Source organism: Shewanella sp. 433 (genome assembly GCF_059338565.1).
On the sequence record NZ_CM181703.1, the window covers coordinates 1,580,026 to 1,594,835 of the forward strand.

11 protein-coding genes are annotated in these 14,810 nt (G+C 43.7%); 3 read left to right on the forward strand and 8 right to left on the reverse strand.

The genetic code is table 11. From position 1 onward, the window contains the following. Positions 1–72: 72 nt before the first annotated feature. Positions 73–1,080 carry an isocitrate dehydrogenase gene (locus tag AC5YB1_RS07070; protein WP_494521254.1) on the reverse strand — a complete coding sequence of 336 codons (1,008 nt, stop codon included), beginning with the start codon at positions 1,078–1,080 and terminating at the stop codon, positions 73–75. 289 nt (positions 1,081–1,369) lie between these two features. Here AC5YB1_RS07070 and AC5YB1_RS07075 point away from each other — a divergent pair, with 289 nt between their 5' ends. After that, positions 1,370–4,201: a S9 family peptidase gene (locus AC5YB1_RS07075; protein ID WP_494521255.1), complete on the forward strand. Its 2,832-nt coding sequence runs from the start codon at positions 1,370–1,372 to the stop codon at positions 4,199–4,201. Positions 4,202–4,295: 94 nt separating this feature from the next. Then, complete coding sequence (locus tag AC5YB1_RS07080; RefSeq protein ID WP_494521256.1) at positions 4,296–4,820, forward strand: methyltransferase family protein; 525 nt, start codon at positions 4,296–4,298, stop codon at positions 4,818–4,820. A gap of 36 nt (positions 4,821–4,856) precedes the next feature. Here the strand turns inward: AC5YB1_RS07080 and AC5YB1_RS07085 are convergent, their stop codons facing one another. From AC5YB1_RS07085 to rdgC, 6 genes are all read right to left on the reverse strand, one after another. Then, complete coding sequence (locus tag AC5YB1_RS07085) at positions 4,857–5,252, reverse strand: DUF3192 domain-containing protein (protein ID WP_494521257.1); 396 nt, start codon at positions 5,250–5,252, stop codon at positions 4,857–4,859. A gap of 140 nt (positions 5,253–5,392) precedes the next feature. After that, complete coding sequence (gene xni, locus AC5YB1_RS07090) at positions 5,393–6,160, reverse strand: flap endonuclease Xni (protein ID WP_494521258.1); 768 nt, start codon at positions 6,158–6,160, stop codon at positions 5,393–5,395. A gap of 21 nt (positions 6,161–6,181) precedes the next feature. Then, a complete protein-coding gene (ppnN, locus tag AC5YB1_RS07095) occupies positions 6,182–7,534 on the reverse strand; it encodes a nucleotide 5'-monophosphate nucleosidase PpnN (protein WP_494521259.1) in 1,353 nt (450 codons plus the stop codon). A 159-nt stretch (positions 7,535–7,693) separates the two neighbouring features. Beyond that, positions 7,694–9,250, reverse strand: a complete 1,557-nt coding sequence (locus AC5YB1_RS07100) for a GGDEF domain-containing protein (RefSeq protein ID WP_494521260.1) — start codon at positions 9,248–9,250, stop codon at positions 7,694–7,696. A 185-nt stretch (positions 9,251–9,435) separates the two neighbouring features. Beyond that, positions 9,436–11,589 (reverse strand): tetratricopeptide repeat protein, encoded by a 2,154-nt coding sequence (locus AC5YB1_RS07105; protein ID WP_494521261.1) that lies wholly within the window; start codon positions 11,587–11,589, stop codon positions 9,436–9,438. 439 nt (positions 11,590–12,028) lie between these two features. Next, positions 12,029–12,940 (reverse strand): recombination-associated protein RdgC, encoded by a 912-nt coding sequence (rdgC, locus tag AC5YB1_RS07110; protein ID WP_494521262.1) that lies wholly within the window; start codon positions 12,938–12,940, stop codon positions 12,029–12,031. 302 nt (positions 12,941–13,242) lie between these two features. On the opposite strand from rdgC, the gene AC5YB1_RS07115 reads away from it, so the two are divergent. Beyond that, entirely contained in the window at positions 13,243–14,193 is a 951-nt protein-coding gene (locus tag AC5YB1_RS07115; protein WP_494521263.1) for a porin, read from the forward strand. A 337-nt stretch (positions 14,194–14,530) separates the two neighbouring features. Here AC5YB1_RS07115 and AC5YB1_RS07120 read toward each other — a convergent pair whose 3' ends face one another. Next, positions 14,531–14,809 (reverse strand): oxidative damage protection protein, encoded by a 279-nt coding sequence (locus tag AC5YB1_RS07120; protein WP_494521264.1) that lies wholly within the window; start codon positions 14,807–14,809, stop codon positions 14,531–14,533. Position 14,810: the final 1 nt, after the last annotated feature.

Below are 14,810 nucleotides of genomic sequence, written 5' to 3' on the forward strand. Positions count from 1 at the left end.
CTTGGACAGCATGATATTAAAAAGCCCCACATAATTGCTTATGCGGGGCTTTTTTTATGAGGTGTTAAACCATTAAAGACGGTCAATCACAGCTTGAGTGAAATCGGTAGTACCGTGAGTACCGCCTAAGTCACGGGTAGTACGATCGCCTTCGGCGATAACTGCCGACACAGCGCCTCGGATAGCTTCGGCTTTATCAGACATACCCAAGTACTCGAGCATCTGGATAGAAGCTAAGATCACTGAAGTTGGGTTTGCCAAGTTTTTACCCGCAATGTCAGGTGCGCTGCCATGAACGGCTTCGAAGATCGCGGCATTTTTACCAATGTTGGCGCCAGGAGCCATACCTAGGCCACCGACAAGACCGGCACACAAGTCTGACAAAATGTCGCCAAATAGGTTAGTCGTCACAATCACATCGAAGTTTTCTGGGTTCATCACCAGCTTCATGCAAGTTGCGTCAACAATCATCTCTTCGGTCGTGATGTCTGGGTAACGTAGGCTCACTTCACGTGCCACTTTCAGGAATAGACCGGAAGTAGACTTCATGATGTTGGCTTTATGCACGATAGTGACCTTCTTACGGCCCTCTTTACGAGCAAGTTCATAAGCAAATGTGGTGATCTGCTCAGCGCCTTGACGCGTAATAATGCTGGTGGCTTCGGCTGTGTCACCATCGGCCGAGATAGTTTGTCCAAGGCCTGAATACATACCTTCGGTATTTTCACGTACGGTAATAATGTCGATATTGTCGTAACGGGCTTGAGTACCTTTAAAAGACAATACAGGACGTACGTTAGCGTAAAGACTGAATCGCTTACGTAAAGTCACGTTGATTGAGGTAAAGCCTTCGCCAACTGGAGTGGTAAGTGGACCTTTAAGGGTAATACGATTTTTTTCAATTAAATCGAGAGTACGTTGCGGAAGAAGCTCACCTTGCTTCTCAAGCGCAGCCAAACCTGCATCGGCAAACTCATACTCAAAATCACAGCCTGCTTTATCTAAAATTTTGATTGCTGAGTCGATAATACTAGGTCCAATCCCATCACCCGGGATCACGGTAATTGTTCTTTTTGACATGGAGAGTCCTTCCACGGTTGGTCGTTACTGCTATTGTCTGACCATGTCGAAGACACGGTTTTATGACTATGAATTGTTTAGAAACTTATCCGCTCTATTTTAACCACTTTCGCGCAAGTTTTACAGGAAATAGTGAGCAAAATCACATTATTTGTTGCGCTTAACTTGCATTAATAAAGGCTAATGACGATGATTGATCCTTAAGCGTTAAAAAAGTCTACTTTAGTCTAAGATATAGCGACAGAATGCGACAAAATTGTTAATAAAATAATTATAAATGAGGAAAGCCTTGAAGTTATTACCTACAGCATCACTGACCATGTTATGTGTCAGCCTCTTTTCTGCCGGTACGTTTGCCGCAGATGTCACCCCCAGCGCCATCATGAAATTTGAGTCACTGCATAAGCCAGTATTAGCAGCCCAAGGGAGCGCCTTTGCCGTTGAAGTTGCCCCCGATCGCGGCGATAGTCACGGTTTAGCGAAACGACTCGACTCCAAGAAGTCATTTACAGTGAAAGGCGGATCTAAACCGCAAATCAATCGTGATGGTCGTTTTGCCGCGTTTGTGATTGAGCCGACTTTACTTGCGCAAGAGATGGCTACAGATAAGGCGCGTAAGCAATTAAAGTCGGGGTTGGTATTACTCAATACCGATACCGGTAGCCAAGTGCAGTATGCCAGCGTCGAGCAATTTGCTTTTAATGAAGTAGGCTCGCATCTGGCCATCTGGTATGTGGCCGATGAGGCTTCCGATGAAAGTGATACTCAAGAGGAGGGTGAGCCTCAAGAAAGCGCTGCTACTGAGATTGCTACCCCTAAGGCGACTGACACCAGCGCCCCTAAAGTGGATAAATACGATAAAGGCCGCACTTTAGAATTAGTAAACTTAAACGGTGCTAGCAGTCAAAAAATCGACCAAGTGACTGCTTATTATTTTGATAAGGCTGGCCGTTATGCGCTGGTGGCGCAAAATGATATCACCGCCAATGTGCACAATTTAGTGTTAATCGATCTAACTACCGATAAACAAACTGTGCTACAAACCTATGTTGACCAACAAATTGGTGCGGTAGCAGTAAGCGAAGATGGCCGCTTTGTGGCACATACTTTTGGTGCGGCATCACAGGCGCCTTTTGGCCGTGAATACCAATTGAGCTTATATGGTTTAGCCGATGGCCGCGCTCATAGCGTTTCCAATACAGATGGATGGACCCTTAATCGTTATAGTGAACTGACCTTTTCTGATGATAGCCAACGCCTATTTTTTGGTCGTGTGCCTCAGGTAAGCCAACAGCTTGAGCTGCCTAAAGTGGCGTCAGAGTCCGATCTTTTTGACCCTAGTATGATCACCGCTCAGCGTGGTCTTAAGCTTTGGCATGGCGACGATCCTAGGATTAAACCTAACGAAATAAAACAATATGAAAAAGATCTTAAGCGCAGTTATCTAGCGGTATTGCATCTTGATAGCAATCAAGTGGTGCAACTAGCTGATCTACAAGTTCCAGATATTGAGCTGCAACAGCAGCAGCGCTATTTGATTGCCAGTTCGGATAAGCCTTATCTTAAAATGATCACCTGGGCGGGCTTTTACCGCGACTACTATATTGTTGACATCAATACGGGCCGCAAAACGTTGTTTTTAACCCAGCAGCCCAGTGATGAAGTACCGACCTTATCGCCAAATGGACGTTTTGTGGCGTATTACCAGCAAGGTGAGCTATTTCTCTATCAGATAGCACAAGATCGACGCGTGCACCTCACCATGGGGATAGATACGCCGTTTGCCGACGAAGATCATGATTACCCCTCGGCCGCACCGAGTTACGGTTTTGGTCCCTGGCTGGACGATGGCTCGGCGCTTTTAGCTTATGATAAATATGATATTTGGCAATTTAATACCGAATCATTTACTGGGTTTACGCTTACGGCGGGCCAAGGGCGTCAGCAGCAGATCCAATATCGAGTTGCAGCTTTAGTGGAGCATAAAAATAAACCCACAACCTTAACCGATGGCCAAAGCGTGTTATTACATGGTTATAACGAGCGTACTAAAGGTGATGGTTTTTATCAGGCTAAGGTTGGGGTAGCTGGGGTTAAGGCATTGATGCAAGGCGATTATAAACTCACGCCTTTAGCCCGTGCAGAGCACAGTGATACGGTACTATTTAGTAAGCAGCGTTATGACCTGTACCCCGATATATACAGCAGCGATATTAGCGCGCCGCAGCGCGCAGTGCGTCAAACCGACCTAGATAGCCAAAAACGTGGTCTCGATTGGGGTAATGCTGAGCTGGTACACTGGACCAATGGTGATGGCCAGCCATTGGATGGCGTATTAATTAAACCGAGCAATTACCAAGCGGGTAAACGCTATCCTGTACTGGTCTATTTTTACCGTTTTATGAGTGACAGGTTGCATGCTTTTCCGCAAATGAAACTCAACCATCGGCCCAATTTTGCTTGGTATGCCGACAATGGCTACGCTATTTTCTTACCCGATATCCGTTTTGAAGTAGGGTATCCGGGGGCGGCATCGGTTCAGGCTTTAACTTCTGGTGTACAGCATTTGATTGAAATGGGGATTGCCGATAGAGAGGCGATTGGTATTCAAGGTCATTCGTGGGGCGGGTATCAAACCGCATTTGCGGTGACTCAAACCCATATATTTAAAGCGGCGGTAACAGGGGCTCCAGTGGCAAACATGACCAGTGCTTACAGTGGCATACGTCACGGAACAGGCCTTGCCCGTCAGTTTCAGTATGAAACGGGTCAGAGTCGTATAGGTGAAAGTTTGTTCAATTCGCCGCAAAAATATATCGAAAATTCACCAGTATTCTATGCTGAGCGGATTAAAACACCTATGATGATCATGTTCGGCGACAAAGACAATGCCGTGCCGTGGGAGCAAGGCGTTGAGCTTTATTTAGCCATGCGACGTGCGGGTAAAGAGGTGGTGTTTTTACAGTATGAAGATGAGCCTCATCATCTGAAAAAGTACCCCAATAAACTCGATTACAGCCTACGTATGATGCAGTATTTCGATCATTACCTTAAAGGCACGCCAGCGCCGCAATGGTTGCAGCAAGGCGAAGCGTATACTGAGTATAAAAAAGCCGATTAAGTGATGTTGATGCGCGAGCAATAATTTAATTGAGTGAAAGCCGAGCGCAACCTTGCTCGGCTTTTTGTTATCCAAAATAACAACAGGAATGCCCATGACGATTAAAAATAACGATGCAGATACTGACAGAGCAAAAACCCTTGGCGACAATCAAGGCGCGCACAACCAAGGTGCTAGGGTAAAGTTTCCACCACCGCTAGTCTTTATCATTATGATAGGGTTAGCCTATGTGGCTGAGCTGTATTATCCGTCGGGTATTACGTTGCCCACAGTCGTTAAGGTGTTGGCGCAGCTGCTGATGTTACTTGGCTTGTTGATGCTTGTGCATTTACTGTTGATTTTTAAACGAAACCGTACTTCGATTGAGCCTTGGGGGACGGCCTCATGCATCATCACCAGTGGCTATTATCGTTACTCGCGTAACCCAATTTATGTGATTTTTTGTCTCTATCCTCTTGGTCTGGGAGTGGTACTCGATTCGCTATGGGTGATATTTAGTGTGATCCCCAGCTGCGTGGGAGTGTATTACATTGCGATTAAGCCTGAGGAGCGTTATCTGCGAGCCCGCTTTCCTAAAGCGTATGGCGAGTATTGTCAGCGTGTTAGGCGCTGGTGTTAATCGCACTATCTAGATTATGTTGTTGATTAAGCTCTGCTATGGGTTTCCCCCGCCAACATTAGTGGTTAAATATTGCTGATAAGTATCTTGACCCCATGCAATAAGTTTATTGTTTTTAAACAGCAGTGGGGTGCATTCATCCCGCGTAGTTTCACCATCAGATTGACTGTGGTGAGTGCGGTAAAACAACACTTGTAGCGAGTCTTGCTCGACAGTTTTAGCCTCTGAAAAATCGGCTTTACCTAGCACCAATGTGACGGTATCTAATGGTTGGCCTAAGGTTAACTCACTCAGCTTTGCATTGTTGTAAGCCTGTCTATCTTGCCAGTCCATATCTTCAGGTCTTGGTTCATAAACCAATACAACCACAAGTACAAAAGCGACGTAAGCCGCAAACAGAGTACCAATAATAACGGGGACCTTTGATTTCATGCCGGTATACGCTCCTTATGATTGGCGGTAAACAGAATATCGCCTTTGCAGTTAACATAACCTTTACAATATAAAACAGATGAAATAGCGAAGATAGCTTTAGCTTGGTAAATGTACTCAATTATTCAGTAAGCCAATGTTTACGCGTTATTGGCCTGCTTGATTCTAAAATGGGCCAAATGAGTGTTGAGTGGTATATCAGTTTGAAGTTGGACTAATTTATAGCTCAGTCTGGCAAGTGGTTTTCCCTGCTCAAGTTTCTGTGCCTGTTTCGCGCCGATACTCTCTAGTGAAGCATATACATTGGCTAACGTTCTATAGGTTTTTAATAGCTCAGCAGCCGATTTAGGGCCAATGCCGGGCACACCGGGGATCTTATTACCGCTATCGCCAGCTAGTGCTAAAAAGTCGATGAATTGACTGCGATCGACAGCTAGCTTTTGTTCGCGCTCTGCGATACTGATATCACATTGGTTAAAGTAGTCCCACAGTAAAATGTTGGGGTGCAATAATTGCGTGAAGCCTTTATCGGTTGAGACGATAATGGCCCTGTGCGCTTGACTCATTTTAGTGGCGAGTGTGGCTATGACATCATCGGCTTCCGCTTGGGCATTGATTGAGTTTATTCCAAGCTCTGCCAAGTAGTTTTTAATGCCATCTAATGCTTTTGCTAGCGCATCTGGCATAGGTTTACGGCCTTTTTTATAATCTTCATATAACCGTTTACGCCAAGAGATCGCATCACCATCCCAGACAATAGCGATATGGGTCGGTTCGTGGACTTTGAGTAGTTTTAAGCAGGCAGAACCGACACGTTGGGGTAAGCCATTAACGTCATTTTCGTTGGGTTGGGCGGCATGGATACGCCGCACTAGATTCAGTCCATCAATGATTAAAAACGTATTCATAAACGGTATCGGGTCTCTGCGTTAGCTGATGATTTTATAGCAAGGAAGATATTTGCTACCGGGTAATTTCATGCGTTGTTGGTCGACAAAGGCTTGCAATAGTGTGTCCATCATCGCCATTAGTTTAGGGTCGCCTTTAAGTTCAAATGGGCCAAATTGTTGAATATCTCTGATGGTATCCATTTTCACATTTCCCGCGACGATGCCTGAAAATGCGCGCCTTAGGTTAGCGGCTAGTTCCGCTTTGTTATTGATAAAATATAGGTTTAAATTACTCATTACTTCATGGGTGGGTGTAAAAGGTAGCTGGAATTCGGGTTCAATTTTAAGTGACCAATTGTACTGGTATGAGTCACCAATCTCCTTACGGTAGTGTTTAATATCATCCATGCCATGGCTCATAATGCGAGCCACATGCACAGGATCATCTATGATAATTTGGTACTTGTCTTGCGCTTCTTTGCCTAATGTAGCGGCAATAAATTCATCAATTTTATTAAAATAATCTTCACTCTCTCTTGGCCCTGTTAAGATGAGTGGAAAAGGGAGTGGTTGATTTTCTTTACTGAGTAAAATACCCAGTAGATAGAGCAACTCTTCGGCGGTTCCGGCGCCGCCGGGGAAGATAATGATACCGTGACCAAGGCGTACAAAGGCTTCTAGGCGTTTTTCGATATCAGGTAGAATGACCAGTTCATTGACAATTTGATTGGGCGGCTCGGCGGCGATGATACTGGGTTCGGTTAAGCCTATGTATCTGGCATCGCGGACCCGCTGTTTAGCGTGACCAATCGCCGCGCCCTTCATTGGTCCCTCCATTGCGCCAGGACCACAACCAGTACAAATATCGAGATTGCGTAAACCTAGCTGATAGCCGACTTCGCGGGTGTATTGGTATTCATCGCCATTAATACTATGGCCACCCCAGCACACGACAATATTAGGTTCGCGGCGAGGAATAGCCTGAGCATTACGTAAGATATCAAATACCACATTGGTGATGTGGCTCGAATTTGTGAGGTTAATATGTTTGAGGTTATCGTAACGGTCACTTAAATAGACGATATCGCGTAAGACGGCGAACAGGTGTTCTTGAATGCCCGCAATAATATTACCGTCGACAAAAGCCGCTTCTGGTGGGTTGATTAACTCTATCTTTATGCCACGTTCACGGCGTAGCACATTAATATTAAAATCTTTGTATTGTTCAAATAGTTGAACGGCATCATCGGTGTGGGAGCCGGAGGCGAGTACCGCGAGCGCGCAACTGCGAAATAGTTGGTACAGTTCGCTGCTGGCGTTTTGTTTGAGGCGATCGACTTCCAGTTGTGAAAGTTGATCCATACTGCCTCTAGGACTGATGTTGACGATCATGGCATCTCCTTAATGTGCACAGTGACGCATGAAGATGACAGGAGAATGTCCGGATGCTCACTATGCTAAAAGTGATGTAGCTTTAGCGATATGACTTATGTCAGGGGACTTAAGTTGATGGCTAAATCTTCGGCTGTCGGTTTATGCCTTGGCCTCGGGTTACGCGTCAATAATCACTCTGTCTCTGCTTTCATGTTTAGCCTGATAGAGTGCAGCATCGGCTCGTTCAAAGGTTTCATTTATCTGTTCGGTATCGAGAAGTTGTGCAGCACCTATAGATACTGTAACTGTAATTCTCTGATTTTTAAATTTAAAAGGAATGTTTTTCACTTTTTCCCTTACGCGATTGAGCAGATACTTTATATCGGTCGCCGAGACATCGGGGATAAGTAGGACAAACTCTTCACCACCGTAACGGGCTACAAACTCAGATTCTCGTAAGGAGTTTTTCAGTGCCATGGAGATCACCTGCAAGGTTTTATCGCCTGTGCTGTGACCAAAACTATCATTGATGGCCTTGAAGTGATCGATATCGGCCACTGCGACCCATAGTGGATTTTTATGGCGTTGGTAATTGCGGTACTCAAGCTCCATTCGATCTTCAAGGGCGGCTCGATTGGGCAGTTGTGTCAGTGAGTCGAGCATATTAAGTTTTTGTTGCTCAAATAACCGTTCTTTATAAGCATTGGCCTCTTGACTCAACTCATTGAGTTCGTCTCGCATCGTTTCTATCGACTTACGGAGTAGGGCTTGCTCACGTTGTTCCAACGCTTCTTTGCGACTTAAAGCAGTACGAATAGAGACCAGTTGTTGAGTGACCTGTGATTTGAGCTGGTCAATATTATTAATATCGATAACCGCTTCACCCACATTATCTACTCGTAAATTAATTTCTCTATTAAGCTGCTGTTTGAGTTGGTAACTGCGTTGACTATTATTATAGGAGTCAGTAACCACTTCTCGCACGGCCGATAGCGCATCGTTAAGTACATATAAAAATTCTTGTGAGGCACTTTTTTCTAGCGCGATATTTTCCAGTAATAGGGTTAATACGGTTTGATAAGCATCGATAAGACCATCAATGTCTATTTCACTGGCCAAATAGTCTTTAATGACTAAGACTTGATCGCGCTGATCTTTTCTAAATTCGATTTCTGAGATCATTTGAGCCAACTCATGGGCGAGTTGGCGGTGTTTGGGTAATATCTCGAGGGAGTGACCTTGGGTCAATTGCGCCTGTAAAATAGCATCATAAAAATTGACTAGGCTTTTGACTTTTGGGAAATAATCCCAATAACTATGAAAAGGTTTTCCTAAATCTTGTTTGAAATAGGCGATCTCTTTTTTAAGTTTTTCGGGTAACGAGTCAAATCGTTGTAGCTGGCGTACCACTTTGGTTAAGCTTGCGCGGCCATCTTCTAACTGCGCCATAACATGATGATATTGGTGTTTAATTAAATGCTCAACTTCGACTAATTCAGGTAAGACTTCTTCGATTTGTTCGACGTTTGTCAAGTTATGACGCAGTTTAGCTAATTTATTATCCAGTTCGATATTTTGCCCTTTACAGGCGAGGCTTAACTGACTGATAAATTGCAGCAAACAATGTTGATTTTGGTTTTTTTGTTCGCTGAGTTCAACTAATGCAGCTCTAGCAGAATGAAGTTTCTGCTGCAAAAGTGATACTTGTGAAACACTAGCCATAGAGTCTTTCATGCTAGACCTTATAATTGTAATTACGCGTAATCATAATGGTAAAAATATCCTGGGCCGTGCATCTTGAAATAGCTAAATTGATAGCACTTTAAAGCAAGTTATATGGCACTTATGTTATCCCATTAAAGGGGGTAAGCAAACGAACTTTAGGCGCGAGTTGCGTCATTCTCCGCACTTTTGATCATTTAAGCTGTAGCAGAGTCATTATTTGACCAACGAATAAGCGTTTTATCATCATTACATTCCACTTTGACTAAACCGCGATTAATGCCTTTTTCTAAGTGTGAATAGAGCGGCGCGGAGAACACAGCGACAGGTGCAAAACTCTGTGGTGTGATTGAGACAAAATAGTCTTTATTGTGGCCGAGACTTATCGCACCAGCGACCATCATTTGCAGTACATCAAAATAGGTTTTTGGTTCGAGTTTAATATCGGGGTCTTGTAGTAGCGGTAGGCTCAATATACCTAAATGTAACTGGGCATCATTAAGCTTAGGTTGGGAGTCAAGCACGTGGCGAATATTTTCCAGCAGTGTTTGGCGTTCTTGCATCTTTTTGAGCGTAATAGCCAAAACGCCCGGGCGGATTAGGTAACTGTCACAATCGAGTTGTTGGTTTAATTGGTGTATAAACTGCTGCTGCACTTGTGCAGAAGTGTCCAGTCCCCATTCGATGTCGATATTGTGTTTGTTGGTTAAGGAAATTAATCCCACCATGGCTAGATTGTCGATTTGGGCTAAGGATTCAATTAACCCTCGGTAGCCATTAATTTCACTAACGGGTTCAGTAGACAATTGGCGTTTTAGGTTGAACTTACGTCGGCGAATTTGTTGCTTACTACGCCATTGATAAAGACAAAACAATAACAATAGGGCTGCTAATGCAAGGCTTATCACTGATGCCGTTTTAAACTGTGCAAGTTGTTGTTGTAGGAGGTTACTTGCGGCTTTTAATTGGCTTAATTGTAGTTCAAGCTTTTGTTCTGCAAGGCTATTACTATGCTGTTCTGTTTTTTCATTGGCTTGTTGATTAAGCTCTTCGCTAAGGTCGAGCAGTTGTGTTAGCGCATTGTGGGCTTTTTCTGTATCTCCTAGTGCGATAAAGGCTTGAATGCGATAGCGTAATGCCTCAATCATCTGCTCTAAGAGGCTTTTTTCTTTGGCTAACAGAAAGGCTTTGGCGGCATAGTGATTAACCATGCGCCAGTCTTCAAGGCTACTGGCAACTTGAGCGATAAGTAGGTCGTTGTATACTAGGTAGTGTTTGCTTTTTTTCTGTAAAAATAAGTTGTTAGCCTTTACTAAGAAGTCTAATGCGGTTTGGGCTTCATTGTTATTAAAATAGGCTTCACCTAAATTATGAAAGTTAAGCGCCTGAGCGGTTAGGTTACCGCTTTTGACATCAATTTGTTGCGCATTAAGATAATAATCAATGGCTTGGTTCCATAACCCTTGCTCGGCATAAACAATCGCAATCGCTGTCATGCAACTTGATAAATAATTATCGTTATTGAGAGCTTTAAAACTGTCTGCTGCCTTGTGAGCATATTGTAATGCTTCATCCCAAGATTGTAGATCGCGATAAACCCGTGCCAATCTCAGTGATAATGTTGCATTTAAGAAAGGTTTGTTGATGTTTTCTGAGCGACGATATGCTTCGGTGTAATGTTGTAATGCTTTAGTAAATTCTTCATTTTGAGTATAGAGTTTGCCTAATGCTGCTTCAGCGTTGGCGCTGAGGTAGTCATTATTGAGCTGATAGGCGAGTTGTCGATATTGATTAAGGTGGAGTTGGGCTTGAGGTATTTGTAGTGTAATACGATAGAGATCGCCTATTTGGTGATGGATATTGTGTCTTAGCAGCGTGGTGCGAATATCTTCAGTGTTACCTAGTTGATTAAGGGCTTGAGTATAAAGCGCAATGGCTTGTTGGTAATCTTGCTTTTCTCTTCCTGCTTTACGTGCTTGTAACATGTATAAATTACTGATGTCGTAAGGTGTGTCAGCAATGGTTTCTAGTGACGCAATGAGAGCGCTAGCCTTGCTTATGCTGGTGTTTTCTCCTAACCCTGGCTCAAGATAGATACGTGCGAGCCATTGCAGTTGCTCTTCTAATTCATCAGCATCGAAACCATGCTCAAGCGCCAATTGTCTAAATTCAATGTCACTGCTAAAGCTGAGGTCAAAGTTTAGAGGTGGCATCAACTCTTCAAAAAGCAGGCTAGGCGTCTCCCGTATTTTAACCTCTTGTGATACAAGTTGAAGTTGGCTATATGCGGCAGTTGCCGCAGAGCAATACAAGAATGCCGATACTAATAAACAATAGAAAAAAGCGCGCATGAGGATCTCGCCACATCCCTTTAATTAAGGGCTTATTATGATTTTTAAATTAGGTTCGTAACTCAATGTTATTGAGGTATGAGGACGAACTTGATGTGGCAACAATAGTAACAGAAGGAGACGCGCGAGAAACTAGCTATACGCTTGATTTTGAGTTTAAATGTCTTTTTTATCGTCGAATATTCTATCGAGGTTAAGTGCTATATAGACTTTAGTCTAAGCCTGTCACCTAGCTGGATGTGTTATTTCTATTAACGTTTATTGCTTAATATCGATTGAAGCTTACCTTTATTTACGGCGGTAAAGTGTCAATTTATCTTAAGGTTTGGCAACTCGATACAAAAAGCCACCGCAGATGGTGGTGGCTTTTTATTCATACCTGCAGAGCTAACCAATAGGTCAGGTTAAGCCTTGCTCACTAACTTAGTGATTAACTGCTTTACAGGCTATCTTCGAAACCGCCAAGCACTTCCACTAAGGCGTTCATCAAGGCGATTAATTCGCTGCCCATTAAGGCAAAGTCTGCGTCCAGTCGTGCGATAGGATCTTCGGTGCCCACTTCGTCATTGCCTGCTCTAAACTCTTCAGAAAACTTAAGGCGTTTAATGCCAGCATCTGATTGCAGTACAAACGCAATGGATTGAGCAAAATGCAGTGCTAACTTATGTACTTGCTTACCCGTTTCGATATGGGCAAGGACCTCGTTTTCGGTCAGATCTTGCTGCTTGAAGCGTACAATACCACCTTCATCTGAGTCAGATTTGAGTTCGGCTTCATCTTGCATCTCAAACGGCGCTGGTGCGCTATTGGCTTTTAACCAATCGGTTAACTGGGTTTCAATAGGCGTTTTAAAGCTCAATGGAATAACCGGTAGCGAGCCTAATGCCTTACGCAGTAGCGCGAGTAACTCTTCTGCCTTAGCGGCGCTTGAGCTGTCGACTAAAATCATATCGATCTCAGGCAAGATCAACGCATGAGTCTGGCTACGACGAGAAAAAGCGCGTGGTAGCAAGGTCGTGGTGATCTCATCTTTTAATGCATCTTTCTCTTTTTTCGCCAGTTTACGATTTTCTGCATCTTCGATTTGCATGACTTTTTCATCAAGCGCCTCTTTAATCACTTGTGATGGGAGAATTTTCTCTTCTTTGGTGACACAAATAAGGTGTCTGTCACCTGCGCTATGGACTAAGGTGTGCCCGAGTTTACCTAATGCTTTTGAAAAGCCAAACTTGCTGATGTCCTGACTTGAGCAGGGAGAAAAGGTAAAGTCTTCAAGTGACTTCTCTAGCGCTTCTGTATCGACAGAGAAAGGTTTATTAAAACGATAAACAGTAAGATTTTTAAACCACATGATAGGCGCCCAATCAAAAATAAAGCCGCAGTGTAAGCCATTGTCGACGTCGGGTAAACCGCTATCGCTTAGCGGCAAAATGTCATAAAAAGTTCGCTTTTAGCATAATTCATCAAACTGTCACATTACTTTTAGTCTTGCTCAAAGCCTTACTCTGTATGGCTTTGAGAGCCAATCTCATCGTCTTCATACGCTTAGCTCGATAGCAATGCCAAAACATGAAATAAAACTGCAACATAAAAATTGCACACTTTCGGCCGTCCAAACCAATAACCCAGACGAACATACGTCGAAAGGATTAAATGATGAACGTTTTTTGTAAAACTCTGCTTGCTTCTGCGTTAGCAACAGCCACTCTTGCATCTGCACAGGCGGCGGATCCATTGACTGTTTACGGAAAGTTAAATGTGACGGCTCAATCTAATGATGTCGATGGTGATGCAACAACGACGATTCAAAGTAACGCTTCACGCTTTGGTGTTAAAGGGGATTTTGAGTTAAGCCATTCGCTCGAAGCTTTCTATACTGTGGAATATGAAGTTGATACCGGTGACTCAGCCAAGGAAAACTTCAAGGCGCGCAATCAGTTTGTTGGCCTTAAAGGTAACTTTGGGGCTTTTTCTGTTGGCCGTAACGACACTATGCTTAAGGTGTCTCAAGGTAAGATTGACCAGTTTAACGATCTCTCGGGTGATCTGAAAATCTTATTTAAAGGTGAAAACCGTATCGAGCAGACAGCGACTTATATTACGCCAGCCTTTAGCGGTTTTACCCTTGGGGTGACCTATGCCGCAGAAGGTGCAAGTTCACAATATGCTCAAGATGGATTTAGCGTTGCAGCCATGTATGGTGATGCTAAGTTGAAAAAATCGCCTATCTTCGCCTCGGTTGCCTATGATGTAGACGTAAAAGGCTACGAGGTGGTGCGCGCCACGGTGCAAGGTAAAATTGCCGATTTAGTGTTAGGTGGTATGTATCAGCAGCAAGAGGCGACTTACACTAAGTTAGGTGAAGCGGTTGTCGGCGCCGAGAGTAAAACGGGCTACTTGTTAAGTGCGGCTTACACCATAGAGGCTATCGTGCTGAAAGCGCAATACCAAGATATGGAAGATTTGGGTGACTCATGGTCAGTGGGTGGTGATTACAAACTGGGTAAGCCAACTAAGCTACTTGCTTTTTACACTAACCGTTCGTTAGAAGCTGAAGTTAACGATGAAAAATACTTCGGTGTAGGCTTAGAGCATAAATTTTAATGTGACTCTATAGCCAGCTTTAATTGCCATTAACGCTGAGTCAAAAACCCTTAATGCCAGCATTAAGGGTTTTTTGTTTGATGGATTTAATCTAGCCCTGCTAGTCATTAAAGGCAGCCATATCTATGTTTATTCACCTTATATGGGGGTACTTAAATTAAGGTGATATTGTGGTGGCATAGGCAACAGGGATAAAGCAAATAGGCTGAATAGAGGTGGCTTGGTAAGTAAGGTTAACTTGCCATAAATGCAAACAGGCGCCATTAACTCATCGTTAAGTGGCGCCTATTTATTGCGAGGTTATGCGAGGAGGATTTACTTGTCGTCCTTTTACTGATTACTGGTCATCCTGCTGAGGGACATAACCTTCAATTTCGACCTCTTTACCTTCAAATAAAAAGTTGACCATCTGCTCTTCGAGGAACTTACGGTCGTCAACATTCATCATGTTGAGCTTTTTCTCGTTGATAAGCATGGTTTGTTTTGCTTGCCAAAGTGTCCATGCCTCTTGACTAATATTGTCAAAAATACGTTTACCCAACTCTCCTGGGTAAAGTTGGAAGGCTAGGCCGTCAGCCTCTTTCTTTAGATATTGGCAATTCACTGTACGCGCCATG

What these genes read in the sequence shown, in the direction of transcription:
- AC5YB1_RS07120 (WP_494521264.1), bottom strand. Translation starts at nt 14,809, where the DNA reads ATGGCGCGTACAGTGAATTGCCAATATCTAAAGAAAGAGGCTGACGGC.
- AC5YB1_RS07070 (WP_494521254.1), bottom strand. Translation starts at nt 1,080, where the DNA reads ATGTCAAAAAGAACAATTACCGTGATCCCGGGTGATGGGATTGGACCT.
- rdgC (WP_494521262.1), bottom strand. Translation starts at nt 12,940, where the DNA reads ATGTGGTTTAAAAATCTTACTGTTTATCGTTTTAATAAACCTTTCTCT.
- AC5YB1_RS07080 (WP_494521256.1), top strand. Translation starts at nt 4,296, where the DNA reads ATGACGATTAAAAATAACGATGCAGATACTGACAGAGCAAAAACCCTT.
- AC5YB1_RS07085 (WP_494521257.1), bottom strand. Translation starts at nt 5,252, where the DNA reads ATGAAATCAAAGGTCCCCGTTATTATTGGTACTCTGTTTGCGGCTTAC.
- AC5YB1_RS07105 (WP_494521261.1), bottom strand. Translation starts at nt 11,589, where the DNA reads ATGCGCGCTTTTTTCTATTGTTTATTAGTATCGGCATTCTTGTATTGC.
- xni (WP_494521258.1), bottom strand. Translation starts at nt 6,160, where the DNA reads ATGAATACGTTTTTAATCATTGATGGACTGAATCTAGTGCGGCGTATC.
- AC5YB1_RS07115 (WP_494521263.1), top strand. Translation starts at nt 13,243, where the DNA reads ATGATGAACGTTTTTTGTAAAACTCTGCTTGCTTCTGCGTTAGCAACA.
- AC5YB1_RS07100 (WP_494521260.1), bottom strand. Translation starts at nt 9,250, where the DNA reads ATGAAAGACTCTATGGCTAGTGTTTCACAAGTATCACTTTTGCAGCAG.
- ppnN (WP_494521259.1), bottom strand. Translation starts at nt 7,534, where the DNA reads ATGATCGTCAACATCAGTCCTAGAGGCAGTATGGATCAACTTTCACAA.